Origin of the sequence: Pseudonocardia asaccharolytica DSM 44247 = NBRC 16224, from assembly GCF_000423625.1 — a bacterium.
Classification (GTDB): Bacteria; Actinomycetota; Actinomycetes; order Mycobacteriales; family Pseudonocardiaceae; genus Pseudonocardia; species Pseudonocardia asaccharolytica.
The window spans coordinates 299,100-324,355 of record NZ_AUII01000003.1; the positions used below are offsets into that span (position 1 = coordinate 299,100).

Below are 25,256 nucleotides of genomic sequence, written 5' to 3' on the forward strand. Positions count from 1 at the left end.
GCTCTGTGCTGTGCTCGTGCTGGCAGTGGACACCGCGACACCTGCCGTGACCGCGGGGGTCGTGGAGCTGCCCCCCGATCCCGCGGGTCCGGCGCGCACCCGGGCGGAGCGGGTCGCCCACGACGCCCGGCGGCATGGCGAGCTGCTCATGCCCAGTGTGCTGGACGCATGCGCGGAGGCGGATGTGCGGCTGCGCAACCTCGACGCGATCGTCGTCGGCACGGGGCCGGGCCCGTTCACCGGGCTGCGCGTCGGCATGGTCACCGCGCTCGCGCTCGCCGACGCCCTCGACGTCCCGGTGCACGGCGTCTGCTCGCTCGACGCGATCGCGGCCGACGCCGCCGCGACGGCCTGCGGTCGTTTCCTGGTGGTCACCGACGCCCGGCGCCGCGAGGTCTACTGGGCCGCCTACGACGAGCAGGCCCGCAGGCAGGACGGTCCGCACGTCGAGGCGCCCGCCGCGCTGGTCGAACGGTTGAGCGCGCCGGCCGCGGTGGCCGCGGCGGGCGGGTCGGCGGCGCTGACCGGGCTGGCGGTGCTGGAGCCCGCCTCGCCGAGCCCGCGCGGCCTGGTGACCGTCGCCGCCGCTGCGGTGCGTGCGGGGGCTTCCGGTGCGCCGCCGCAGCCGCTCTACCTGCGCAGGCCGGACGCGGTGGAGTCCAGGTCACGGAAGCGGGTGAGCACACCGTGAGCTTCGACGCCGAACTGCGCGAGTTCACCATCGGCCCGCTCTACCGCGCCGACGCCGAGCGTTGTGCCGAACTGGAGCGGGTGCTGTTCCCCGGCGACGACCCCTGGAGCGCGCAGGCGTTCCGCGCGGAGGTCGCCGCGGGCCATCACTACGTCGCCGCCCGCGACGGCGACCGGCGGCTCATCGGATACGCCGGGCTCGCGTTCGTCGCCGCGCTGCCGCACGCCGAGGCGGAGATCCATACGATCGGGGTGGACCCGGCCCACCGGCGGCGCGGGGTCGGCCGGGCGTTGCTGCGTGCGCTGCTCGGGCCCGCCGACGCCGTCGGCGCAACGGTGTTCCTCGAGGTGCGGACGGACAATGAGGCGGCCCGCGCGCTGTACGAGGCCGAGGGTTTCACCGTCGTCGGGCTGCGCAAGCGGTACTACCGGCCCAGCGGGGCGGACGCCCACACGATGCGAAGGGATCCCCGGTGAGCGGCCTCGTGCTCGGTATCGAGACCTCGTGCGACGAGACCGGCGTCGGTCTGGTGCGCATCGACGGCAACGGTCGCGTGACCCTGCTCGCCAACGAGATCGCTTCCAGCGTCGACGAGCACGCACGGTTCGGCGGGGTCGTTCCGGAGGTGGCGTCGCGGGCACACCTGCAGGCGATGGTCCCGACGGTGCGTCGAGCGATGGCGACGGCGGGGGTGCGGCCGCGCGATATCGATGCGGTGGCCGTCACCGCCGGGCCGGGGCTGGCCGGGGCGCTGCTGGTCGGCGTCGCGGCGGCCAAGGCGTACGCGGCGGCGTGGGATGTGCCGCTCTACGGGGTCAACCACCTGACCGCGCACGTCGCCGTCGACACGGTGCAGCACGGGCCGTTGCCCCCCGCGCTCGCCCTATTGGTCTCCGGCGGGCATTCCAACCTGCTCGACGTGCCCGACCTGGCCGGTCGGATCACCTCGATCGGTGCCACGATCGACGACGCCGCGGGCGAGGCGTTCGACAAGGTCGCCCGGCTGCTCGGGCTGCCCTTCCCCGGCGGCCCGCATATCGATCGGATGGCCCGCGACGGGGACAACGCCGCGATCGCCTTCCCCCGCGGGCTCACCGGACCTCGGGACGCCCCGTTCGACTTCTCGTTCTCGGGGTTGAAGACCGCCGTCGCCCGGTATGTCGAGGCCCTCGAACGCGTCGGTAGGCCGATCCCGGTGGCCGATGTCGCGGCCAGCTTCCAGGAGGCCGTCGTCGATGTGCTCACCGCGAAGGCCGTGCGAGCGGCGCGGGAGCGGGGGATGGACACGCTGCTTCTCGGCGGGGGAGTGGCGGCCAACTCCCGGTTGCGCGCGCTGGCCCAGGAGCGCTGCGCTGCGGCCGGGCTGGCGCTGCGGGTGCCTCGGCCCGCGTTGTGCACCGACAACGGCGCGATGGTCGCGGCGCTGGGCGCCCACCTGCTCGCCGCCGGCGCCAAACCCTCCGACCTCGACCTCCCCTGTGAGTGCGTAACAGCGTTCTAACACTGTTACGCACTCACAGGAGGGGCTGACGTGGGAGGGTAGCTCCCCGCATTGAGCGATTGGCACTCTCATGGGTAGAGTGCCAATCGCACAGTCCCGGTCGGGTCCTCGACACCCGCGACGGCGGGGGCCTGGTCGGCTGTCGGTTGCCAGAGTGACGAGCAGGTAAGCACCCCAGGAAGGGGAGGTCATCCAGTGGCGAACATCAAGCCGCTCGAGGACAAGATCGTCGTCCAGGCCAGCGAGGCGGAGACCACCACCGCCTCCGGCATCGTCATCCCGGACACGGCGAAGGAGAAGCCCCAGGAGGGGAAGGTACTCGCCGTCGGACCGGGCCGGATCGACGACAACGGGAACCGTATCCCGCTGGACGTGAACGTCGGCGACGTCGTCATCTACTCGAAGTACGGCGGCACCGAGGTCAAGTACAACGGCGAGGAGTACCTCATCCTCTCCGCGCGCGACGTTCTCGCCGTCGTCAACTGACACATCCGGCTGATCGCAGCCAACCCCGCGCCGCCCCGGCCGTCCGTCGACCCACGGGCAGCCGGGGCGGTGTCGTGTGGTCGGTACCCCGATACCGGGGGCTGTCGATCTGGCTCATTGCTCTGACCTCGTAGATCTGACCTCACAGATCTGACGCTGTAGATCCTGGAGAGAGGCGAACATGCCGAAGCAGATCAGCTTCGACGAGACGGCGCGTCGGGCGCTGGAGCGCGGGGTGAACCAGCTCGCCGACGCGGTGAAGGTCACCCTGGGTCCACGCGGCCGGAACGTCGTGCTGGACAAGAAGTTCGGCGGCCCGTCGGTGACCAACGACGGCGTCACCATCGCCCGTGACATCGACCTGGACGATCCGTTCGAGAACCTGGGCGCCCAGCTGGTCAAGACCGTCGCCACCAAGACCAACGATGTCGCGGGTGACGGCACCACCACCGCCACCGTGCTGGCTCAGGCGCTGGTCCGGGAGGGCCTGCGCAACGTGGCCGCAGGCGCCAACCCGGCCGCGCTGGGCCGGGGGATCGCCGCGGCGGCGGAGAAGGTCTCCGAGGCGCTCGCGGAGAAGGCGATTCCGGTCGACGGCTCCTCGCGGATCGCGCAGGTCGGCGCGATCGCCTCCCGCGAGGAGACGATCGGGCAGCTCATCAGCGAGGCGCTCGAGCAGGTCGGCGCCGACGGCGTCATCACCGTCGAGGAAGGCTCCACGCTCGCGACCGAGCTGGAGCTGACCGAGGGCCTGCAGTTCGACAAGGGCTACCTTTCGCCCTATTTCGTGACGGACCCGGAGTCGATGGAAGCTGTGCTGGAGGACGCCTACGTCCTGCTGCACCGCGAGAAGATCAGCGCCATCGCCGACCTGCTCCCGCTGCTGGAGAAGGTGCTTGCCGACGGTAAGCCGCTGCTGATCCTCGCCGAGGACGTCGAGGGCGAGGCGCTGTCCACCCTGGTCGTCAACTCGATCCGCAAGACCGTCAAGGTCGTCGCGGTGAAGTCGCCGTTCTTCGGCGACCGACGCAAGGCGTTCATGGACGACCTGGCCATCGCGACCGGCGGCCAGGTCATCAACCCGGAGGTCGGCCTGAAGCTGGCCGAGGCGGGTCTGGACCTGCTGGGCACGGTGCGCCGCGTGGTCGTCACGAAGGACACCACGACACTGGTCGAGGGCGCGGGCGGCAAGGACGCGATCGACGGCCGGATCGCCCAGCTCAGGCGGGAGATCGAGGAGACCGACTCCGACTGGGACCGGGAGAAGCTGCAGGAGCGGCTGGCCAAGCTGTCCGGGGGCGTCGCGGTGATCAAGGTCGGCGCGGCCACCGAGATCGAGCTCAAAGAGCGCAAGCACCGGATCGAGGACGCGGTGTCGGCCACCCGGGCCGCGGTCGAGGAGGGCATCGTGCCGGGCGGCGGCGCCTCGCTCGTGCACGCCGCCGCCGTGCTCGCCGACGGGCTCGGCGTGACCGGCGACGAGGCGACGGGCGTCGACATCGTGCGGCGCGCGCTGGCGGCCCCGCTGTTCTGGATCGCCGCGAACGGGGGCCTGGAGGGCGCCGTCGTGACGGCCAAGGTCGCCGACCAGGAGTGGGGCCACGGCTTCAACGCCGAGACCCTGGAGTACTCCGACCTGCTCGCCGACGGGGTCATCGACCCGGTCAAGGTCACCCGTTCCGCGGTGGTCAACGCGGCGTCGATCGCCCGGATGGTGCTCACCACCGAGAGCGCGGTCGTCGACAAGCCCCAGCCGCCGGCACCCGCGCCGGCCGGGGGCCACGGGCACGGCCACGGGCACTGAGCGGGCCTGTAGTAGCGAAGGGCGGGCCGTCCACCGACGAGGTGGACGGCCCGCCCTTTTTCCGTCGGGAACGAACTTGTGGTGGCCGGGCCTCGATGATCACCACAAGTCCGTTGGCGACGGGTGGGACGATCTCGGTTGACCCGAACGGCAGGCGGCCTGATGGGGGAGTCGCCACTGCTTCCCGGGGGGGCGCGCGGTACTGTAATTACTCCGTTCGGAGCTTCGTCACCCACTTGATGAGTGCAACTCGGCGAAAAACTCTCGAATGGAGGGCACAAAGCCGCCCTGATCGTGTCAAGGTGAGCCTGTCGCCCGCCGTTTCGGCGGGTGATGACCACCCGGCTGCAGGAAGCTGCAGGAAGGAATCGTCGTGACGACGGTACTCATCTGCGACGATCGTCGCAGCGTCCGCGAAGGTCTGACCCGCGTCATGTCCGCGGTACCCGGGGTGCACCGGATCGACTGCGTCGCGCACGGAGACGAGTTGTTGGCCCGGTTCTCCCGGCAGCCGGTCGACGTCGTTCTGGTGGGCACCCAGCGTGCGGTGCCCACCGGGGTGGAGGCAACGCGGCGGCTCGTCGCGGCGCACCCCCAGGCGAACGTCATCGTCTTCGGGGCTCCCGACGACGCGGGGAGCATCGCCGCGGCCATCGCGGGCGGCGCCCGCGGCTATCTGCGATGGGACGCCTCCCGTCCCGAGCTCGTCGCGGCGCTCGCCCACACGCTGGCCAGCACCGCGGTTCCCACCCCGCGCACGCCCGCCGACCCCGGTGTCCAGCTCACCGAGCGTGAGCTGCAGGTGCTGCGCGGGATGAGCCAGGGTAAGAGCAACGGCCAGATCGGGCGCGAACTCTACTTGTCCGAGGACACGGTGAAGACGCACGCCCGCAGGCTGTTCCGCAAGCTCGGGGTCCGCGACCGCGCACAGGCGGTCGCGCACGGGTTCCGCCGCGGCCTGGTCTCCTGACGCCTCCGATGCACCCGACTCGCTCACGCACGCCCTGACCGCAGGGCAACCCTTCCTCATACCTGCGCGTCTTCCCTCGTGAGGACTCGTCCGCGGACGGCCGAACAGCTTCGCTACGGTGGTCCGGGCCGAGGATTCGAACCGACACACTCCGTGTTCGGCCTCACGAACGGACGATGACGAACATGCTGCGTAACGCTCGGACGACACTGTGCGATGAGTGAGTCGACAGACGTTCTTGACGAGCTGGTGGCGCCTGCGATGACAGGCGACCGCAGAGCGGTCGAACGTGTACTGGCCATCATCCGGCCGCTCGTCGTCCGCTACTGCCGGGCGCGGCTCGGTCGGCTGGACCGATCGTCCGTCTCGGCGGACGACGTCGCGCAGGAGGTGTGTCTGGCGGTGCTGACGGCCTTGCCTGGTTATCGCGTCCAGGGTCGACCTTTTCTGGCGTTCGTCTACGGCATTGCCTCCCACAAGGTCATCGATGCGCACCGTGCCGCGACCCGCAACCGGTCCGAACCGGTTGCCGACATCCCCGACTCCGCGGAGTCGTCCGATGGGCCCGAGCAGCGAGCACTCCGCGTCGAGTTGTCCGGCCAGATGGCTCGGCTGCTCGGCCAGCTCCCCGACAAGCAACGCGAGATCCTGGTCCTGCGGGTCGTGGTCGGGCTGTCGGCCGAGGAGACGGCCACCGCCGTCGGATCGACGCCGGGAGCGGTCCGGGTCGCCCAGCACCGGGCGCTGGCCCGGCTCCGCAAGTCCATGCCCGAGGAGGAGGTGGTCTGAATGCGCGAACCGGACAGGCGTGACGGGGGCCGGGACCACCTCGAGGGCTCCGAGGCCGCCTCTCGCGACGTCGCCACCGGCGCCGAAGGCCCGTCGCCCGCCGGTAACAACGGTGTTCCCGTCGAGGACATGCCGGTCCAGCCCGTTCCGCTGGAGGACGTCGCGGAGGAACCGATCGATCTCGTGGCGGTTCAGGCCGACAACGAGCTGATCGACGCGCTGGCCGCGGGGCTGCCTCTCTCCGAGCCCGGCCTCGACGGCTACGACGACGACGATCGTTTCGTCGCCATGCTGGCCGCGTGGAAGGCCGAGGTCGACGCGGAACCGATTCCCGAGCTCGTCGACACCGAGACCGCGGTCGCCACCATCGCCGCTGCCAGCCGGCCGCCCCGCCGCCGCGCCCGGCACCTGGTGCCGCTGGCCGCCGCCGCGGCGCTGATCGTCTTCGCCGTCACCGGGGTCTCCCTCGGCGCGCACAACGCCCATCCCGGCGATCCGCTGTTCGGCGTGACCCAGGTCCTCTACCGGGAGATCGCCCAGTCCCGGCAGGCCGCGGTCGAGGCGGAGGCCGGCATCTCCGCGGTGAACCTCTCGCTGGCCCGCGGCGAGACCGGCAAGGCCGCTCAGCAGCTCACCACGATCGAGCAGCTGGTGGACAAGGTGAAGCCGGAGGACGGGGCCGCGGCGCTCGCGGCGACGCAGCGGTTCCTCAGCGCGAAGCTGCAGGAGACCCCGGCCGGGATGCCGACCGATCCCCAGGCGCCGCTCAAGGACGGCACACCGCGGCCCGCGCTGCCCGACATCGACGGCGACGCCGGGCCGACCACCTCCGTCCGGCCCGGCACGACGACGCCGGGGACCTCGACGACCGCGCCGACCACCGGTCCGAGCACCTCGCCGACGGTGGATCCGCGGATCCTCGGGGTCCCACCGACGACATCGTCGCCAGCACCGCCCACCGGGACGCCGAGCCCGTCGCCGAAACCGACCACGGAAGGCAGGCCCGACCCCACGACCCCGACCGGCCAGGGGGAGGTTCCGACCTCAGGGTCCGGTTCGACCACGACGGCCGGCTCCGCGACGGCGGCGGGATCGAGCACGACCTCGCCGAGCAATACGACGACGACCGATCAGGGCGTGTCGTCCCCGGTGTGAACACGATGGACCGCGGCGAGCCTGGCCGCCGCGGTCGAGTGATCGCTCAGCTGTCGCTGAGCAGGGCGTCCGCGTAGCCCCGGCAGTACTCCCAGGTGACGTAGTCCGCCGGGTCGGGGTCGAAGGCGGGCTCGTGCGGCCGCATCTGGCCCTCGTCGAGCAACTGCTGAAGGCTCGCCCGCAGCAGGCTCCACTCGTGGAAATGCTGTTCGCCGCAGTCGCCGCAGTCGACGACGATGCCGCGCACGCCCCGTGTCTCCAGCAGGGCCTGGTACACGGCGAGGTCGGCCAGATCGGCGACGATCTCGTCGCGCTCCTGCTCGCTCAGCACCTCCGGCTCGGTGGCGTCGGGCCCGTCGAGGGACAGCGCCGGATCGTGGGGGTCCCCGGCGAACGGGTCGGGCGGCAGCGCGTCAGGTGACACGGCTACACGGTACCCCGATGAACCGACATCTCTCCGCGCGGCCGGACAAGACCGGCCGGACGAGACCGGGCCGGACGGGACTGGGCAAACGCGACATCGGGGCGCGCACTCCGGTGATCTGCCACGAGCTGTGTGCGGTGCCTCGCCCGCTCGGGCGCGCCACCCCGAGCCGCCCGGATACGATGTCGGTCGGCGGCACGCTCGCGCCGCCGAGTCGCGAGTGGTGAGGGGCTGAAGGCCAGCGATGACGAGCGAATCCGCCGGACTGCCGCCCAAGTTCGCCATGTTGGGCCTGACATTCGACGATGTGCTGCTGCTGCCTGCCGAATCGGACGTCGTTCCGAGCGCCGCGGACACCGGCACCCAGCTGAGCAGGCGGGTGCGGCTTCAGGTGCCACTGGTGTCCTCCCCGATGGACACCGTCACCGAGGCGCGGATGGCCATCGCCATGGCCAGGGCCGGCGGGCTGGGGGTGCTGCACCGCAACCTCTCGCCAGAGGAGCAGGCCTCGCAGGTCGAGGTCGTCAAGCGCTCCGAGGCCGGGATGGTGACCGACCCGGTGACCTGCGGGCCCGATGCCACACTGGCCGACGTCGATGCCCTGTGCGCGAAGTACCGGATCTCCGGGGTCCCGGTGACCGACGCCGGCGGATACCTCGTCGGCATCATCACCAATCGCGATATGCGCTTCGAGGTGGATTACAGCCGGTCGGTCCACGAGGTCATGACGAAGGCCCCGCTGGTCACCGCGCAGGTCGGGGTCACCGCCGAAGCCGCGCTGGGGCTGCTGCGCCGGCACAAGCTGGAGAAGCTGCCGATCGTCGACGGCGACGGCATCCTGCGCGGACTCATCACGATCAAGGACTTCAGCAAGACCGAGAAGTATCCGCTCGCCACCAAGGACCCGGACGGCAGGCTGGTCGTGGCCGCCGCGGTCGGGGTCGGCGAGGACGCGCACGCCAGGGCGATGGGCCTGGTCGAGGCGGGCGTCGACGTGCTGATGGTCGATACCGCGCACGGGCATTCCCGACGGGTCCTGGAGACCGTCGCGAAGCTGCGCGCCGTGGTCGGCGAGACCGTCGACGTCGTCGGCGGCAACGTGGCCACCTACGCCGGTGCGCGGGCGCTGGTCGAGGCCGGGGCGGACGCGGTCAAGGTCGGGGTCGGGCCCGGCTCGATCTGCACCACCCGGGTCGTCGCCGGGGTCGGTGCCCCGCAGATCACCGCGATCTACGAGGCCGCCAGGGCGTGCGCCCCGGCCGGGGTGCCGGTGATCGGCGACGGCGGTATCCAGTACTCCGGCGATATCGCCAAGGCCATCGCCGCGGGCGCGTCGTCGGTGATGCTGGGCAGCCTGCTGGCCGGCACCGCCGAGTCCCCGGGTGAGCTGGTGCTCGTCGGCGGAAAGCAGTTCAAGACCTACCGAGGGATGGGTTCGCTCGGCGCGATGCAGTCGCGCGGGAACGACAGGTCGTACTCCAAGGACCGCTACGCCCAGGACGACGTGCTCAGCGAGGACAAGCTGGTGCCGGAGGGCATCGAGGGGCGGATCCCGTTCCGCGGGCCGCTGCAGCAGGTCGTGCACCAGCTCGTCGGCGGGCTGCGCTCGGGGATGGGGTACGCGGGCGCGCAGACGATCCCGCAGCTGCAGCAGGCGCAGCTCGTGCGCATCACCGCCGCCGGGCTCAAGGAGAGCCACCCGCACGACATCACGATGACCGTCGAGGCACCGAACTACGTGTCCCGGTAGGCGTCTACGCTGGTCACCGTGCGTGACCTCGTGGAGATCGGGATGGGCCGGACGGCCCGTCGCAGCTTCGACCTGCATCAGATCGAGATCGTTCCCTCGCGGCGGACGCGGAGCTCGAAGGAGGTCTCGACGGCCTGGCGGCTCGATGCCTACCGGTTCGAGATCCCGCTGATGACCCATCCGACCGACGCGGTGGTCTCGCCGGCCACCGCGGTCCGGGTCGGTGAGCTCGGCGGCCTCGGCGTGCTGAACGCCGAGGGGCTGTGGGCGCGGCATGCCGACGCCGAGGGCGCGCTGGCGCGGGTCGTCGCGGCCGCCGAGGACGAGGACCCGACCGCCGCGATCCGGATGCTCCAGGAGCTGCATTCGGCACCCATCCAGCCCGATCTGCTGGCCGAGGCGCTCAAGACCATCCGCGAGGCGGGCGTGACGGTGGCGGCGCGGGTCAGCCCGCAGCGGGCCCGGGAACTCACCCCGGCCCTGCTGGCCGCTGGCGTCGAGGTCCTCGTCGTGCAGGGGACGATCATCTCGGCCGAGCACGTATCGGCGGGTGAGCCGCTCAACCTCAAGGAGTTCATCGCCGAGCTCGACATCCCGGTCGTCGCGGGCGGGGTGGGGGACTACCGCACCGCGATGCATCTGATGCGCACCGGCGCCGCGGGGGTCATCGTCGGCTATGGCCAGTCCTCGGCCACCACCACCGACTCGGTCCTCGGGATCGGCATCCCGATGGCCACCGCGATCGTCGATGCCGCCGCGGCCCGCCGCGACTACCTCGACGAGACCGGCGGCCGGTACGTGCACGTCATCGCGGACGGTGGCATGGACGGCTCCGGCGATATGGCCAAGGCCATCGCCTGCGGGGCCGACGCGGTGATGCTCGGCGAGCAGCTCGCGGACGCCGCCGAGTCGCCCGGCACGGGGCTGTACTGGACCTCCGCCGCCGCGCACCCCTCGCTGCCGCGCTCGGAGATCTCCGGGTTCGTGCCGAGCGACCGCTCGCTGGAGACCGTGCTGTTCGGCCCCTCGACCAGCCCCTACGGCAACGTCGACCTGTTCGGTGCGTTGCGCAGGGCGATGGCCAAGACCGGCTACTCGGATCTCAAGGAGTTCCAGCGGGCGGGACTCACGGTCCGCGGTTGATCGCCGGTTCCGCGACGGCCGGGCGGCCGAGGGCGCGCACCGTCCAGCCCGCGCCGCGCCACCGCTCGGCGGGCAGCGCGTTGCGGGCGTCGACGTGTTGGTGGCGTGCACGATCGCGGCGACCGCGCGCGGGTCGAGTTCGCGATACTGCGGCCACTCGGTCAGATGCAGCACGACATCGGCGTGTTCGCAGGCCTTCTCGATATCGGGTGCGTAGTCCAGGGTCGGGAACTGGGTGCGGGCGTTGTCGATCGCGACCGGATCGTGGACCCGGACCCGCGCGCCCTGCAGCTGGATCGACGCCGCGACGTTGAGCGCGGGTGAGTCGCGCACGTCGTCGCTGTCCGGTTTGAACGCGGCGCCGAGCACGGCGACGTTGCGGCCGAGGAAGGAGCCGCCGAGCAGTTCCCTGGCGACGTCCACGGTGCGCAGCCGGCGGCGCATGTTGATCTCGTCGACCTCGCGCAGGAACGTCACCACGCCGGCCACGCCGAGCTCGCCCGCCCGCGCCATCAGCGCGCGGATGTCCTTGGGCAGGCAGCCACCGCCGAACCCGAGGCCCGCGGAGAGGAACCGGTGACCGATGCGCTTGTCGTGGCCGATGGCGGCGGCGAGGGTGGTGATGTCCGCGCCGGCCGCCTCGCACACGTCCGCGATCGCGTTGATGAAGGAGATCTTGGTGGCGAGGAACGCGTTCGCCGAGACCTTGACCAGCTCGGCCGTCGCCAGATCGGTCGAGACCCAGGGAGCCGGGCTGGTCCGCAGGATCGGGCCGTAGACCGTGCGCAGGACGGCGTCCGCCTCGGTCGAGGTGGCCCCGACCACCACCCGATCCGGCTGCAGCGTGTCGCGGACCGCGAAGCCCTCGCGGAGGAACTCGGGGTTCCAGGCCAGCTCGGCTCCCGCGCCGACCGGGGCCAGCTCGGCGATTCGTGCCGCCAGCCCGGCCGCCGTGCCCACCGGCACGGTCGACTTGCCGACGACGAGGGCCGCGCGGCGCAGGTGCGGTGCGAGAGCGTCCACCGCGGCCTCGAGGTGGCTCAGATCGGCGGCGTTGGAACCGGCCCGTTGGGGGGTTCCGACACAGAGGAAATGGACGTCGCCGAAGTCCGCGGCCTCGGCAGGCGAGGTGGAGAACCGCAGCCGGCCCGACTCGACGGTGCGGACCAGGATCTCGCCGAGGTCGGGCTCGTGGAACGGCGGTCTGCCCGCGGCCAGCGACTCGATCTTGGCCGGGTCGACGTCCACACCGAGCACCTCGTGCCCGATGTCGGCCATGCAGGCGGCGTGCACCGCGCCGAGATAGCCGGTGCCGATGACGGACAAGCGCATGGGGGCTCCTGCTGGGAGATGGGCTCGTGGTGGGTGGGTGGCGCGGGATGGCGTATGGCCTCACCAGCCGAAGGCCCAGATGGCATAGGCCGGGTAGTTCGCCGCGGCGATCCCGGCCGCGATGGCCACGGTGAGCGCGGTGGCGAGCGCGGGCCGCACCGTGCCGACGGCGGTGCCGAACCGCACCCGCGCGGCCCGGGCGGACTCGCGGGCGTGCAGCAGCGGCAGCGCCAGGGCGACGACGGCGTAGCTCACCGCGGCGAGCAGGCACAGGAAGACGTAGCCGGCCGCCCTGGTGTGGGTTTCGCCCCACAGCGCGGCCCCGGACATCACCAGGCTGACCAGCGCGTACGGCGCGACCAGTCGCAGCGGGAACGGCTCGAGCCCGCCCGGCCCCTTCGGCGTCACCCGGAAGGTGATCTGCCGGGGCCGGATCGCCTGCAGTAGGGCGGCACATACTCCCCAGCCGATCAACGGCCACCGGCTCAGGCAGTACAGGTAGTTCTCCCAGCTGAGGATGGGCGCGTCGGGTGGGCGCAGGAGCCCGCGTCGGCGCAGCAGCACGGTGATGGCGACGATCCAGATCGAGATCGCCCACCAGTGCAGGAGGAACTCGACGTAGTTGACCTGGATCCAGGGGGCGCCGGTCACGGCGGCGATCGGGGCGAGAGCGAGCCCGCCGACGGTCGTGAGCGCGATCAGCGGGTAGTAGAGCAGCGCGTAGAGAAACCGGATCCGCAGCCGCCACGGCAGCCGGGGCAGGTGGCGCGGGACCAGCCCGAGCAGCACGGTGGTGAGGCTGCGCGACCACTGGAACTCCTGGACGAGCATCGCCGAGAAGGTCGGCGGCCCGTCGCCGCGCGCCTCGGCGTCGATCGCGAAGGCGCCCTCCCACCCCCCGGAGTTGAGCAGGAACGTGGTGGAGAAGTCCTCGGCCAGCTCCGGTCCGATCCCGCCGATCTGGGCCAGTGCGGCGGTCCGGACCGCGTAGTGCGACCCGATGCAGACCGGGGCGAGGCCCGCGCTGTGCCCGAGCTGGGCCGGGCCGTGGAAGGTCGCCTCTCGGTGCAGCCGTCCGCGGGCCGACCACGACTGCTCGGTGTTGGTGTCGCAGACGCTGGGTGCGGCGACGTAGCCGACGGCCCGGTCGATGAACGGCCGGACCATCGCCGCGAGGTAGCCCGGTGCGGGGACGTGGTCGCAGTCCAGCTGCGCGACGACGTCGTAGTCCCGGTAGCCGACGCGGTCGTAGAAGTAGGCGAGGTTGCCCTCCTTGCAGCGGGTCCGCCGCGGCCAGGTCGAGCGGTGGTAGGCGGTCACCCCGGCGCGGGTGGAGATCCGCACGCCGTGCCGGGCGCACCAGTCCCGGACCTCGTCGGTGGGGGACTCGTCGCAGAGCCAGACGTCGTAGCGGCGCGGATAGTCCTGCGCCAGCATCGCGCACAGGGTCCGGCCGGCGACCGCCCAGGGTTCGGATGGCGCCTTGGTCACCACGAACGCCACGCGCAGGTTGGGCAGGGGCAGGTCCGGACGGACCCGCCGGAGCCGGTTGACCCCGATCATGAAGTAGATCGGCATCCCGGACAGGTAGAGCAGGACGAGGCCGTTGAGCGCGAGTCCGAGCCAGCCGGCCCGGTGGGCGGGCTGCAGCAGCCAGACCCAGAACCAGACGAGGCAGCCGAACCAGCCGACGGTCAGCGCGGCGACGAGGAGGCGCTCGCGGCGCTCGAGCACCGGTTCGAACGTCGTCGGCTGCAGCGGGTGTCGCCACCGCCGAGCCAGGACCGGGCCCGACGGGGGGATGGCGACGACATTGCCGCCGGAGCGGCGATGGATCTCCTCGGCCGGGTTCGGTGGGTCGACGGCGCGGAACGCGACGGTCTCGGCGTCGGCGACCGAGGGCAGCACGGTCGTCGGGACGTCCTCCGCGACGACCCGCCCGCGGCCCGCGGCCCGTGCGGCCGGGGGTGGCGCTCCTCGGCGCGGCGGTGGCGGCCCGCCCGTGCGGCGGCTGCGTGCGGGGTGCGGGGTCCGGGGCCGCCGAGGTCAGGTCGAGGCGAGCTCACCGGGCACGTCCACGGGGGTCGCCCCGTCGAGCTGGCCGCCGGCGATCTCGGCCCGTGCGGCGGTGACCTCGTCGAGGCGGCGACGGAAGTACGCGACCGTCCGGGCCAGCCCGTCCTCGGCCGAGGTCTCGGGCTCCCAGCCGAGGAGCTCCCCCGCGCGGGTGATGACGGGTCTGCGGCGGGTCGGATCGTCGAGCGGGAGGTCGTGGTACTCCAGCGAGGATCGCGACCCGGTGAGGCGCAGCACCAGTTCGGCCAGCTCGGCGACGCTGCGTTCCACCGGGTTGCCGAGGTTGATCGGCCCCGGCTCGGTCGAGTCGATCATGGCGACGAGGCCGCGCACCAGATCGTCGATGTAACAGAAGCTGCGGGTCTGGCTGCCGTCGCCGTAGATCGTCAGCGGGTCGTCGTTCAGCGCCTGGGCGATGAAGTTGGTGACGACACGGCCGTCGTGCGGGCGCATCCGCGGCCCGTAGGTGTTGAAGATGCGCACGATCGCGGTGTCGACGCCGAGCTGGTTCCGGTAGGCCGTGGTGAGCGCCTCGGCGAAGCGCTTGGCCTCGTCGTAGACGCTGCGCGGTCCGATCGGGTTGACGTTGCCCCAGTAGTCCTCGGGCTGGGGGTGGACGAGCGGGTCGCCGTAGACCTCGCTCGTGGAGGCGAGCAGGAAGCGCGCTCCGGTGCGCTGGGCCAGCCGAAGCCCGTTCTCGGTTCCCCTGCTGCCGACGGCGAGCGTCTGCAGTGGACGGCGGTGGTAGTCCGGCGGCGAGGCGGGGCTCGCCAGATGCGCCACGACGTCGACGTCGCCCTCGATGTCCAGCGACGCCGACACGTCTGCCTCGACGAACGTGAAGGCGGGGTCGTCGAGCAGGTGTCCGATGTTGGCCGGCCGGCCGGTGGAGAGATCGTCGATGCAGACGACGACGTCTCCGCGGGCGAGCAGCGACTCACAGAGGTGCGAGCCGACGAAGCCGGCGCCGCCGGTCACGACTGTACGCATCACGTCTCCGAGGGATCAGGACATCCGGAACTCACTCCGCCATCGATGGCTACCGAATGTCCGTTACAGAAAGATCATTCATCACAACGTATCTTCACCTGTATGGCCTAGCATACTGCGCCGCACGGCGGTGAAAATTAATCCGCTTTGTGACGATAGTGGGATGTTCGGGCGATCTGCGCGAGGTCCGAGGGCTCGCCGATACTGTCACCGGGCGGACGGCCATCGGGACGCTGTCTCCGAAGCCCGGACCCCGATCGCCCCGCCCGCGACGAGCGGCCATTCGTCCCGACCGGAGACCCAGGTGCTCTCACGACGACAGTTGATCTCGACGATGGCCGGCATGGCCGGGGTCGCCGCCACCGCGGCCTGTATCGGACCGTTCCCCACCGACAGCGCCGCACCGCCGTCCCGCGCGCCCGAGGTCCCGGTCGGCCCGCCGCGGGTGCTGCCGCCGATCGACCACGTCCGCGGCGCCGACCTCTCGTTCACCCTGCAGCTCGAGGCCGTAGGGCGGACTTTCAGCGACCGGGGCCGGACGGCGCCCGTCGAGCAGTTGCTTGCGGCGCGCGGGGCGAACCTGGTCCGGCTGCGGCTGTGGGTGAACCCACCGCCCGCCACCAATGACCTCGCCACCGCACTGGTGCTCGGCAGGCGCGCGAACTCGGCGGGCTGTCATCTCCTGCTCGACCTGCACTATTCCGACTTCTGGGCGGACCCGGGGATTCAGGCGCCGCCGGCCGCCTGGACGGGCCAGGACCTCGCGCGGCTCGGCCGGACCGTCCACGGGTACACCCGCGACGTCGTCGCCGCCTTCGTCGCCCAGGGCACGCCGCCCGCGATGATCCAGATCGGCAACGAGGTCTCCCGCGGGATGCTCTGGCCGCTCGGCGCGATCTACCGGGACGGCGGCGAGCGCTGGGACGCGTTCGCCGAGCTGCTGAAGGCCGGGGTGGCCGGCGCCCGCGAGGGCGCCCCGAACGGGGTCCAGACGATCGTCCACGTCGAGACGGGCGGGGACAACCTCGCCTGCCGGCACTTCTACGACAACATCGGCCGCCGCGGCGTCGAGTTCGATCTCATCGGGCTGTCGTACTTTCCGTGGTGGCACGGGTCGCTGCCGATGCTGCGTGCCAACATGGCCGACCTGGCCCCGCGCTACGGCAAGGACGTGCTGATCGTCGAGACCGGGTACCCGTGGATCCTCCCCGACACCGACGGGGTGTCCTACTACGTCTCCAAGCCCGCACAGCTGCCCGAACGCGACCGGTTCCCCGCGACCCCCGACGGGCAGGCCGCGTTCTTCGAGCAGCTGCGCGCGATCCGGTCCGAGGTCCCGGACGGGCGCGGGTTCGGCTTCGTCGCCTGGGAGCCCGCCTGGATGCCGGAGATCCGGGCGAGCCGGGGCGAGGAGAACCGCTACGCCAACATCACGATGTTCGACTGGTACGGCGCGGGGCTGCCGTCGCTGGGCGCGTTCCGTGCCTGAGCGCCCGCCTGAGTACCCGCCTGAGTACCGTGGCAGCGTGCAACCGCCGACCGTCCTCGTCGTCGACTACGGGGCGCAGTACGCCCAGCTGATCGCCCGCCGGGTGCGGGAGGCGCAGGTCTACTCCGAGATCATCCCGGCCGATACGTCGGTCGCCGACATCGTCGCCCGCAACCCGGTCGCGGTCATCCTCTCCGGCGGCCCGGCCAGCGTCTACGCCGAGGACGCTCCGCGCGTCGACCCGGAGCTGTTCGAGACCGGCATCCCGATCCTCGGGCTCTGCTACGGCTTCCAGGCCATGGCCCAGGCGCTCGGCGGCGAGGTCGCCCCGGACGGCACCCGCGAGTACGGCCGCACCGAGCTGCGGCTGACCGGGACCGCCGGCGTGCTGCACGCGGGGCTGCCGTCGCGGCATCCGGTGTGGATGAGCCACGGCGACTCGGTGGTGCGCGCGCCCGCGGGATTCACGGTGACGGCGTCGTCGGACCGGGTGGCCGTCGCGGCGTTCGAGGACACCGAGCGACGGCTGGCGGGGGTGCAGTACCACCCCGAGGTCGGGCACTCCCCGCACGGCCAGGAGGTGCTGCGGCGGTATCTGCGCGAGGTCGCCGGGATCACTCCGAGCTGGACCACCGCGTCGATCATCGACGAGACCGTGGCGGCGGTGCGCGCCCAGATCGGTACCGGCCGGGCGATCTGCGGGCTGTCCGGCGGCGTCGATTCCGCGGTCGCCGCAGCGCTCGTCCATCGGGCCATCGGAGACCGGCTGACCTGCGTGTTCGTCGACCACGGGCTGCTGCGCGCGGGGGAGCGGGCGCAGGTCGAGCACGACTTCGTCGCCGCCACCGGGGCCACGCTGCACACGGTCGACGCCGAGAAGCGGTTCCTCGACGCGCTCGCCGGGGTTACCGATCCGGAGCAGAAAAGGAAGATCATCGGCCGCGAGTTCATCCGGGTGTTCGAGGCCGCGACCGCCGAGGTGGCCGCGGAGGAGACGGTCGGCTTCCTCGTGCAGGGTACGCTCTACCCGGACGTCGTCGAGTCGGGCGGGGGCTCCGGTCCGGGATCGACCACGGCGACGATCAAGAGCCACCACAACGTCGGCGGGCTGCCGGACGATATCGAGTTCGAGCTGGTCGAGCCGCTGCGCGCGCTGTTCAAGGACGAGGTGCGCCGGGTCGGCATCGAGCTCGGGCTGCCGGAGACGATCGTGGCCCGCCAGCCGTTCCCCGGTCCCGGCCTCGGCATCAGGATCATCGGCGAGGTCACCGCGGACCGGCTGGAAATCCTGCGCGCCGCCGACGCGATCGCCCGCGAGGAGCTCACCGCCGCGGGGCTCGACGGGACGATCTGGCAGTGCCCGGTGGTACTGCTCGCCGACGTGCGCAGCGTGGGGGTGCAGGGTGACGCGCGCACCTACGGGCATCCGGTGGTCCTACGCCCGGTGAGCTCCGAGGACGCGATGACCGCCGACTGGACCCGGCTGCCCTATGACGTGCTGGAGCGGATCTCCACCCGGATCACCAACGAGGTGGCCGAGGTCAACCGCGTGGTGCTGGACGTGACCAGCAAACCACCGGGCACCATCGAGTGGGAGTGAGTGTGGTCGCGGCGATCGCGCCGGAGGTCCCCGGCCGGCTGGCCGATGCCCTGCGCACCGGGCGCTTCGCGGTCACCGCGGAGATCGGGCCGCCGCGCGGCGCGGACCTCGGGCCGGTCCGGCGGGCGGCCGAGGTGCTGTACGGCTGGGTCGACGCGGTGAACGTCACCGACAACCAGGGCGCCACGGTCCGCGTCTCCAGCCTGGCCGGGAGCCTCGCGCTGCTGGATGCCGGGGTCGAGCCGGTCATGCAGATGACCTGCCGGGACCGCAACCGGATCGCGTTGCAGTCCGACCTGCTCGCCGCGGGCGCGCTCGGTATCCCGAACCTGGTGCTGATGGGCGGCGATCGTCCCGAGCATGGCGACCACGCCGCCGCCAAAGCGGTCTTCGACCTCGACTCCGCCGCGCTGATGTCCGCCGCCCGCGGGCTGCGCGACGACGGGACGCTGCTGTCGGGACGCGCGGTCGACCCGCCGCCGCGCTTCCTGCTCGGTGCCGTGGACAACCCCGGTCCCGACGTCGAGCGGCTCGCCAAGAAGATCGACGCGGGCGCCGAGTTCGCGCAGACCCAGTTCGTCTTCGACCTCGACGCGTTCCGCGGCTGGCTGGACCGGGTCCGGGACCGGGGGCTCGACGCCCGCTGCGGGATCCTCGCCGGCGTCGGACCGGTGCGGTCGCTGCGCGCGCTGGAGTTCCTCGCCGGACTCCCCGGGGTGGTCGTCCCGCCTGCGCTGGAGCGGCGGCTGCGTGGCGTGCCGTCCGGCCGGGTGGGTGCGGAGGGCGTGCGGGTCTGCGTGGAGACGGTGCAGGTGCTGCGCGAGATGCCCGGCGTCGCCGGGGTACACGTCATGGTGGTCGGCGACGAGGGCGGGATCCCGGAGATCCTCGACGCCGCCGGGTTCCGCCGGGGATAGCCCGGACATGCGGAAGGGCACGGGCTCCGTCGAGAAGTCCGTGCCCTCCGCGGGTGGTCGCCCGGCCCCGGTGCGGCCCTACCCCTGTCGGTCGCCCGGACGACCTGGCCGGCGGTTCTCCCCAGTACCGCCGGTGGCTCGCTATCGGTCCCGGTTGCGCAGGCTGCCCACCAGCAGCAGCACCCCCAGCCCGACCGCGGCGCCGGCGAGCAGCCAGCGCGGGTCGAACCCGCTCACCCCGGGCACCAGCCCGGCGAACGCGGTGCCGGCGACCCCGAGGCTGAACAGGCCGACGAGCAGCGTCAGCAGATCGGGCATCCGGCGCCGGGTCGGGGTCTGGTCGGTCATCTCGTACCTCCGATACTCGGCCGCATGGTCAGCCACGCTGCACCAGCACCTCTCCCAGACCCGCCCGCAGCTCGAGCTCGAGCGGGCGCCCGGAACGAACGCCGTCCGCCCCCAGGTCGTCGGTGATGGTCAGTGCCGCGCGCGGACCATCGCTGCGCTGCGTTCCGAACTCGACGTTGCCGGCGCCCGCGGAGCCGTGGATGGTCAGGTCGGCATTCGCCGGCACCTGCACCAGAACGTGGCCCACGCCGACCGATGCGGAGGTCCGCACCGGCGGGAGGTCCGCGGGGTCGGTGCCGGGAGGAACCGAGAGGTCGAGGTGGCGCAGGTCGAGCTCGATCGACCCGATGGCCCGCTGGTACTCGGGAGCGAGCACCGTGATCGCGGTCGGCGCGGCCCGGGTGTCGCCGATGCCGCCGTCCATCGTGCTGAGCGGCGCCACCATCGACCCCCAGGTCAGCACGGCCGTCAGCAGCGCGAACGGGATCAGCCCGCGCCCGCCGCGGACGAACGAGCCGATCACCAGCCCGGCGCCGAGGATCACGAGCACGATCCCGAACAGCACCGGCAGCGTGGTCACGCCGTGACCGAGCAGCAGCAGGCTGCCCAGCACGCCGCCGGTGAGCAGCGCCAGCGCGAGCGTCACCGCGGTCACCTTGGACCGGCGGCGCGCCGGTGGCGCGGGCGGAGCCGGCGCGGGCGACGGCTCGGGCAGATCCCAGGCGAACGGCGCGGCACCCAGCGGGTCCCAGGAGGGCGGGGTCCGGCGCGGCTGGCCGGTCACCGGGTCGCGCTCGGTGGTCGGCCCGTCCGATCCGCCTGCCGGGGCCGCCGCCCCCGTGGCCCGCGTCGGAGCGTCCGCTCCACCTGCGGGAGCCTGCGCACCGTCGGTCGGTGCCGTCGGTGCCGTCGATGCGGTGGCCGCGGTCGTCTTCGGGTCGCCCGCGGGTGGTCCGGCTGCCGTTCCCGGGTGCGCAGGCGCGGTCGGTCCGCGATCGCCTCGGGCCCGGTGCAGCAGGAACAGCAGCCCGAACACGGCGAGCGCGGGAAGCAGCACGCCGCCGTCTCGGCCGAAGAACATCCCGCTCCCGACGATCAGCACGATGACGAGGCCGAGCATCAGCAGCGGATGCGGGGCGGCGGGCTTGTTCGTCCCGGCGGTACCGGGAACGCCCGCGCCGTCGGTCGGGTCGTCCTCGCGAGCGGGCGGTAGCAACACCCAGCCCGCGAGGTACAGCGCGACGCCGATCCCGTACAGGGCCGCCACCACGAAACCGACGCGGACCAGCACCGGGTCGATGTCGTAGCGCCGCGCGATCGCCGCCGCGACCCCCGCGATCTTGCGGTCGTGCCGGGGCCGGCTGGGGCGCGTCTCCCACATCTCGCGCAGTGTCGTCTGCACGTCCGTTCCGGTCATGGCTCCAGCGTGGCTCGCCCGCGGGGGCGCGTGTATCGGGGAAGGCCCTGAGCCGCCCCGGAGGTCGTCCCCGATGCCAGGGTGCCCCGCGCGTGTGACGATGGTGGCGTGAGTCAGCCAGTCACCACACAGGCCCCGGTCGCCGGCCGGGAGCCGGTGGTGCGCCGCCGTTCCGGGCGGCTGGTGGCCGGCGTCGCCGGCGGGGTGGCCGACCATCTCGGTGTCGACGTCCTGTGGGTGCGTGCGGCATTCGTCCTGCTCGCCGCCGTCAATGGGGCGGGTGTGCTGGCCTACGGGTTGCTGTGGATCTTCGTGCGGCAGGAGAGCGCGGAGGTCACCCGCACGATCGGGCGCATCGAACGGCAGCAGGCGGTCGGTCTGGTCGCGCTCGGCATCGGTGTGGGGCTGGCCGCGGCGGCGCTGGGCAACTCGTTCGTCGGCTGGATCGTCGGGCCGCTCGGGGTGGCCGCGGTCGGTGCCGCCGTGGTCTGGCGCGAGGCCGACGAGTCGCAGCGGCGCAGGTGGGCCGAGGGTGCGCGGTCCGGGGTCAACGGTCTCACCGGAACCGGACGCGCCGCGCTGCTGCGCGTGCTGGCGGGGGTGCTGTTCGTCGCGCTCGGGATCGGTGTGTTCCTGGTCGGCAACCTCGATCTCGGCCAGCTGCAGTTCGGCCTGCTCGCCGTGCTGGCCACCCTCGTCGGGGTCGCGGTGCTCACCGTGCCGTGGTGGGTGCGGCTCGCCCGCGACCTCGGTGAGGAGCGCCGGAACCGGATCGTCGAGGCGGAACGCGCGGAGATCGCGGCGCATCTGCACGATTCGGTGCTGCAGACCCTGGCGCTCATCCAGCGGCAGTCCGATCAGCCGCGCGAGGTGCTTCGGCTGGCCCGCGGCCAGGAGCGGGAGCTGCGGCATTGGCTCTACGGCCCCACCGGATACGGCCGTGGCAGCACGAAGAACCCCGCGCTGGACGAGGGCCTCGCCGAGGCGTTGACCAACGCGGCGGCGGAGGTGGAGGACGCCTACGCGCTCACCGTGAGCCCGGTGCTCGTCGGTTCCGACCGCCCGCTCGACGACGACCTGCGCGCGCTCGTGCTGGCCACCCGCGAGGCGATGGTCAACGCCGCCAAGCACGCCGGGGTCGGCGAGATCAGCGTGTACGTGGAGATCGAGCCCGACGAGGTGAACGTGTTCGTCCGGGACCGCGGCGTCGGGTTCGACCCGGACGCGGTGCCCGCCGACCGGCATGGGCTCAGCGACTCCATCCGGGGCAGGATGGAGCGTCACGGTGGCACGGTCAGGTTGCGCAGCGCGGCAGGGGAGGGCACCGAGGTGCAGCTGTCGATGCGGATCGCGGTCGAGACCGAACGGGAAGGGGCGGCGTCATGACCGGCGGCGAGACGGCAGGGCCGGGGGGCGGGGACGCCCCGGTCCGGGTGTTCCTTGTCGACGACCACGGGCTGTTCCGCGCCGGGGTGCGCGCGGAGCTCGACCGGGTCGACGGGGTGGCGGTGATCGGGGAGGCCGGTTCCGTCGACGAGGCGGTGGCCGCGATCCGGCACCTTCGCCCGGACGTAGTGCTGCTCGATGTGCATATGCCCGACGGCGGCGGGGCCGAGGTGCTGCGGCAGATCCGTCCCGATCTGCCGGGCGTGGTGTTCCTGGCGCTGAGCGTGTCCGACGCGGCGGAGGATGTCATCGCGGTGATCAGGGCCGGGGCGCGCGGATACGTCACCAAGACGATCTCCGGGCGGGATCTGGCGGATGCGGTGCGCCGGGTCCACGGTGGCGACGCGGTGTTCTCCCCGCGGCTGGCCGGGTTCGTGCTCGACGTGTTCTCCGATCGGCCCGGCGCCGCTCCGCCCGGTGACCCGGAGCTGGACATGCTGACCCCGCGCGAGCGAGACGTGCTGCGGCTGCTGGCGCGTGGATATGCCTACAAGGAGATCGCGGGCGAGCTGTTCATCTCGGTGAAGACGGTGGAGACGCACGTGTCGAGCGTGCTGCGCAAGACGCAGCTGTCGAACCGGTACGAGCTGTCGCGCTGGGCTTCCGACCGGAGGCTCGTGTAGGCCGCCTGCGGCCGGAGCTGGCCGCAGGGAGCATAGGCACCGACCGGAGGCTCGTGTAGGCCGCCTGCGGGCCGCTCAGCCCAGGAGGCCGCCCGCCAGGCTGTCCACGGTCTGGCCCGCGCCCTCGACGACCCCGCCGAGACCCTTGCCGACCGTCGTGCTGACGGGCTTCGGGGTGTCCTTGCCGTTCGATGCCTCGCCGTGCCCGTTGTTGTCGCGCGGGGGCGCCAGCAGATCGGTCACGGGCTTCGCGGCGGGCACCACACCGGTCACGACTTCGGAGACGGGCTCCGTGACCGGCTCGGCGACCTTCTGCACGGTGCCGACGGCGGCGTCCGCGGTGTTGCCGAGCCCCTTGCCGGTTTCGCTGACCGTGGAGCCGAGCTTCTTGACCGGGCCGCCCACCGGGTCTGGCGCGGCATCGCCGACGCCCTCGGCGGCGCCACCCACCGCTCCGGTCACGCCGGAGACGGCGCTGCCGACCGGCCCGGTCGGGGAATCGGCGCCGTGGCCGCCTCCACCGGGGTTGCCGTGGTTGCCGGAGTTGCCCTCGTTCCCGGAGCTTCCGTGGCCGCCCCCGCCGGGGTTGCCGTGGTTGCCGGGTGCCGGGGCCGGGGTGGCGGCGCCCTGGACGACCGGCGAGCCCACCCACGGCCCGGCCGCTCGAACGGCGGGAGTACCACTGCCGCCACTGCCGCCGGGCAGGTCGGAACCCGCGGTGGCGCCGGGGTTCAGCCGTGTGGGGAAGGCGACCGTCATCCACGATGTCGGAGCGGGGATCCCGGCGTCGAGACCGCCGGCTCCGGCGTCGCCACCGTCGGTCGCCATCGCGTTCGGTGCGCCGCCGTCGCGGAGACCGTGGCCGGGGTAGCTTCCGCCCAGACCGTCCTGGGCCGCCGAGCTGTTGGATGCCGCCTCGGTGAATACGGCGGCGCCGAGCACGGAACCGACGGCGACCAGGGTGCCCGCGGCGATGGTGGCCCGACGGGCGGCCGTCGAGCGGCCGGTGGTCTGCGTATCGTCGCCCTCGCCGGAGTACCGGTTGGCTCGCGGGAGCAGCGGCCGGTCGGCCGCGTGCGGGGCACGGCCCTCGCGGCGCAGCAGGCTTCCGACGGAGACGAACTCCGCGGGGGTGTCGCCGTCGGTGTCGGTGGTGGCGCGCTGGACCGGGATGTTGCGGCTCAACAGCTCAGCGACGGTGACCACTCCGGGGAGTCCGGCGGGGGTGCCGTCACGGCGCACGATCTCGGCCACAGCTCCGACATCCTCTCTCGGGCGAACGAACATCCGGATGTCTACCGGGTCGGCCCGAGATTCACCAAGTGTCATTCATCCGCTCACCGACGTCACTCGTTCGGGGGAACTCCGTTCGTCGATCGTTACCGACCGCTAGTCGATGGACACGGTGCGAAGCGGTGTGGCTCACGGATCATCACCGCCTGGTCAGCTGCCTGGTCGCCGCCGATGCCACCGGTGATGGACGTGGTCAGGGAAGCTGGCGGCGGAACTCGCGCCGGGTCGAGTCGAGCGCCTGCTTGGCGGCCAGCCCGGCGCCGCCGCCAAGGACGAGGCCCAGCACGTCGGGCGCGAAGCCACCGCTGGTGAGCAGCAGCCCGAGCAGCGCCACCGCGGCCGTGATGCCCGCGACCTTCCAGCGGCTGTTGACGTAGTCGATCGTGGCGCCGCCGGCGAGCCCCCGCTTCTTCGCACTTCCGTTCAGCATGGCCAGGTAGCCCAGGTGGCCGAGAGCGGCCAGCAGGCCGATCAGCGCCACCAGCGTCGCAACGATCCCGAAGACGGTCCCCATGACTTCCACATTGCCACGGTTCGGCCTCGCGGCGGCGGGGAAATCTCAGCGCGCGCCCAGCCGGCCGCGGCCGAGCCGCAGCAACAGCATTCCGAGCTCGCGGCCCTCGGCGCCGAGCTCGCGGAAGCGAGCGAGCACGGCCATCTCCCGGCTGTAGACGATGCGTGGACCACCCGCGGCCATCCGCGCGGCGCCGATACGCCGCGACACCTCGGTGCGACGGTTGATCAAGCGCAGGATCTCCGCGTCCAGGCGGTCGATCTGGAGCCGCAGCTCGTCGATCTCCGCCGCGGTGGGAAGCTCCTCGGCACGGCCCTGATCGGTGGTCACGGACATGGTCTCCTCCTCGTTCGGGGTCCACCGGCCCGTGACAGGCAACCGCCCCGGGTCCTCGTGGACTCCGGGGCGTCGGGTCTGTGGGTCAGGCGGCGACGGGAACCGGGGTCCGGCACCCGTAAAAAAATCGTCCGCGCTGAATGGCCACGTTCGGCAGTGTGT

The 25,256-nt window shown here is 72.4% G+C and carries 24 protein-coding genes and 1 pseudogene; 16 read left to right on the plus strand and 9 right to left on the minus strand.

Annotation, left to right across the window (positions count from 1 at the left end):
* The first annotated feature begins 10 nt into the window (after window positions 1–10).
* From tsaB to G567_RS31805, 8 genes are all read left to right on the plus strand, one after another.
* A complete protein-coding gene (gene tsaB, locus G567_RS35395; RefSeq protein WP_028929216.1) occupies window positions 11–691 on the plus strand; it encodes a tRNA (adenosine(37)-N6)-threonylcarbamoyltransferase complex dimerization subunit type 1 TsaB in 681 nt (226 codons plus the stop codon).
* On the plus strand, window positions 688–1,167 hold the full coding sequence (gene rimI, locus G567_RS35400; RefSeq protein WP_245585549.1) for a ribosomal protein S18-alanine N-acetyltransferase: 480 nt from the start codon (window positions 688–690) through the stop codon (window positions 1,165–1,167). Before tsaB ends, rimI begins: the two co-directional genes overlap by 4 nt.
* Complete coding sequence (gene tsaD, locus G567_RS0105630) at window positions 1,164–2,192, plus strand: tRNA (adenosine(37)-N6)-threonylcarbamoyltransferase complex transferase subunit TsaD (protein WP_028929218.1); 1,029 nt, start codon at window positions 1,164–1,166, stop codon at window positions 2,190–2,192. The genes rimI and tsaD overlap by 4 nt, the downstream gene beginning before the upstream one ends.
* 195 nt (window positions 2,193–2,387) lie before the next feature.
* Window positions 2,388–2,678 carry a co-chaperone GroES gene (groES, locus tag G567_RS0105635; RefSeq protein WP_028929219.1) on the plus strand — a complete coding sequence of 97 codons (291 nt, stop codon included), beginning with the start codon at window positions 2,388–2,390 and terminating at the stop codon, window positions 2,676–2,678.
* A 181-nt stretch (window positions 2,679–2,859) separates the two neighbouring features.
* Window positions 2,860–4,482, plus strand: a complete 1,623-nt coding sequence (groL, locus tag G567_RS0105640; RefSeq protein WP_028929220.1) for a chaperonin GroEL — start codon at window positions 2,860–2,862, stop codon at window positions 4,480–4,482.
* Between the two features lie 373 nt (window positions 4,483–4,855).
* Entirely contained in the window at window positions 4,856–5,452 is a 597-nt protein-coding gene (locus G567_RS0105645; protein ID WP_013677394.1) for a response regulator transcription factor, read from the plus strand.
* 216 nt (window positions 5,453–5,668) lie between these two features.
* Window positions 5,669–6,241, plus strand: coding sequence for a sigma-70 family RNA polymerase sigma factor (locus G567_RS0105650; protein ID WP_028929221.1), 573 nt, complete (start codon window positions 5,669–5,671; stop codon window positions 6,239–6,241).
* A complete protein-coding gene (locus G567_RS31805; protein ID WP_051232327.1) occupies window positions 6,242–7,396 on the plus strand; it encodes an anti-sigma-D factor RsdA in 1,155 nt (384 codons plus the stop codon).
* Window positions 7,397–7,442: 46 nt separating this feature from the next.
* Here the strand turns inward: G567_RS31805 and G567_RS0105660 are convergent, their stop codons facing one another.
* Complete coding sequence (locus G567_RS0105660; protein ID WP_037055909.1) at window positions 7,443–7,820, minus strand: DUF5319 domain-containing protein; 378 nt, start codon at window positions 7,818–7,820, stop codon at window positions 7,443–7,445.
* 17 nt (window positions 7,821–7,837) lie between these two features.
* On the opposite strand from G567_RS0105660, the gene G567_RS33945 reads away from it, so the two are divergent.
* From G567_RS33945 to G567_RS0105670, 3 genes are read left to right on the plus strand one after another with little or no spacing between them, the layout of a single operon-like run.
* Window positions 7,838–8,047 (plus strand): hypothetical protein, encoded by a 210-nt coding sequence (locus G567_RS33945; protein ID WP_147200876.1) that lies wholly within the window; start codon window positions 7,838–7,840, stop codon window positions 8,045–8,047.
* A 17-nt stretch (window positions 8,048–8,064) separates the two neighbouring features.
* Entirely contained in the window at window positions 8,065–9,570 is a 1,506-nt protein-coding gene (guaB, locus tag G567_RS0105665; RefSeq protein ID WP_028929223.1) for an IMP dehydrogenase, read from the plus strand.
* An 18-nt stretch (window positions 9,571–9,588) separates the two neighbouring features.
* A complete protein-coding gene (locus G567_RS0105670) occupies window positions 9,589–10,713 on the plus strand; it encodes a GuaB3 family IMP dehydrogenase-related protein (protein WP_028929224.1) in 1,125 nt (374 codons plus the stop codon).
* Between the two features lie 165 nt (window positions 10,714–10,878).
* Here G567_RS0105670 and G567_RS32835 read toward each other — a convergent pair.
* The 3 genes and pseudogenes from G567_RS32835 to G567_RS26940 all read right to left on the minus strand — a co-directional run.
* A pseudogene (locus G567_RS32835) lies at window positions 10,879–12,045 on the minus strand (UDP-glucose dehydrogenase family protein); the annotation flags it as partial.
* 60 nt (window positions 12,046–12,105) lie between these two features.
* Entirely contained in the window at window positions 12,106–13,953 is a 1,848-nt protein-coding gene (locus G567_RS26935; RefSeq protein WP_084795887.1) for a glycosyltransferase, read from the minus strand.
* Window positions 13,954–14,091: 138 nt separating this feature from the next.
* A complete protein-coding gene (locus G567_RS26940; protein WP_084795902.1) occupies window positions 14,092–15,111 on the minus strand; it encodes a UDP-glucuronic acid decarboxylase family protein in 1,020 nt (339 codons plus the stop codon).
* 343 nt (window positions 15,112–15,454) lie between these two features.
* Here G567_RS26940 and G567_RS0105705 point away from each other — a divergent pair, with 343 nt between their 5' ends.
* From G567_RS0105705 to G567_RS0105715, 3 genes are read left to right on the plus strand one after another with little or no spacing between them, the layout of a single operon-like run.
* Entirely contained in the window at window positions 15,455–16,600 is a 1,146-nt protein-coding gene (locus G567_RS0105705) for a glycoside hydrolase family 53 protein (RefSeq protein ID WP_051232329.1), read from the plus strand.
* Window positions 16,601–16,637: 37 nt separating this feature from the next.
* Window positions 16,638–18,200 (plus strand): glutamine-hydrolyzing GMP synthase, encoded by a 1,563-nt coding sequence (gene guaA / locus G567_RS0105710; RefSeq protein ID WP_028929229.1) that lies wholly within the window; start codon window positions 16,638–16,640, stop codon window positions 18,198–18,200.
* Window positions 18,197–19,117, plus strand: a complete 921-nt coding sequence (locus G567_RS0105715; RefSeq protein WP_245585550.1) for a methylenetetrahydrofolate reductase — start codon at window positions 18,197–18,199, stop codon at window positions 19,115–19,117. Before guaA ends, G567_RS0105715 begins: the two co-directional genes overlap by 4 nt.
* A gap of 141 nt (window positions 19,118–19,258) precedes the next feature.
* Here G567_RS0105715 and G567_RS0105720 read toward each other — a convergent pair whose 3' ends face one another.
* Window positions 19,259–19,501, minus strand: a complete 243-nt coding sequence (locus tag G567_RS0105720) for a hypothetical protein (RefSeq protein ID WP_037055911.1) — start codon at window positions 19,499–19,501, stop codon at window positions 19,259–19,261.
* On the minus strand, window positions 19,494–20,882 hold the full coding sequence (locus tag G567_RS0105725) for a PspC domain-containing protein (protein ID WP_028929232.1): 1,389 nt from the start codon (window positions 20,880–20,882) through the stop codon (window positions 19,494–19,496). The genes G567_RS0105720 and G567_RS0105725 overlap by 8 nt, the downstream gene beginning before the upstream one ends.
* Before the next feature lie 108 nt (window positions 20,883–20,990).
* Here G567_RS0105725 and G567_RS0105730 point away from each other — a divergent pair, with 108 nt between their 5' ends.
* Together G567_RS0105730 and G567_RS0105735 are read left to right on the plus strand one after the other, a co-directional pair.
* Complete coding sequence (locus G567_RS0105730; protein WP_245585551.1) at window positions 20,991–22,268, plus strand: ATP-binding protein; 1,278 nt, start codon at window positions 20,991–20,993, stop codon at window positions 22,266–22,268.
* Window positions 22,265–22,951 carry a response regulator gene (locus tag G567_RS0105735; RefSeq protein ID WP_028929234.1) on the plus strand — a complete coding sequence of 229 codons (687 nt, stop codon included), beginning with the start codon at window positions 22,265–22,267 and terminating at the stop codon, window positions 22,949–22,951. The genes G567_RS0105730 and G567_RS0105735 overlap by 4 nt, the downstream gene beginning before the upstream one ends.
* A gap of 75 nt (window positions 22,952–23,026) precedes the next feature.
* On the opposite strand, the gene G567_RS0105740 is transcribed toward G567_RS0105735, so the two are convergent.
* From G567_RS0105740 to G567_RS0105750, 3 genes are all read right to left on the minus strand, one after another.
* Window positions 23,027–24,205, minus strand: a complete 1,179-nt coding sequence (locus tag G567_RS0105740) for a hypothetical protein (RefSeq protein ID WP_028929235.1) — start codon at window positions 24,203–24,205, stop codon at window positions 23,027–23,029.
* A 232-nt stretch (window positions 24,206–24,437) separates the two neighbouring features.
* Window positions 24,438–24,758 (minus strand): hypothetical protein, encoded by a 321-nt coding sequence (locus tag G567_RS0105745; RefSeq protein ID WP_028929236.1) that lies wholly within the window; start codon window positions 24,756–24,758, stop codon window positions 24,438–24,440.
* Window positions 24,759–24,803: 45 nt separating this feature from the next.
* A complete protein-coding gene (locus G567_RS0105750) occupies window positions 24,804–25,136 on the minus strand; it encodes a chorismate mutase (protein ID WP_261763805.1) in 333 nt (110 codons plus the stop codon).
* Between the last annotated feature and the right edge of the window lie 120 nt (window positions 25,137–25,256).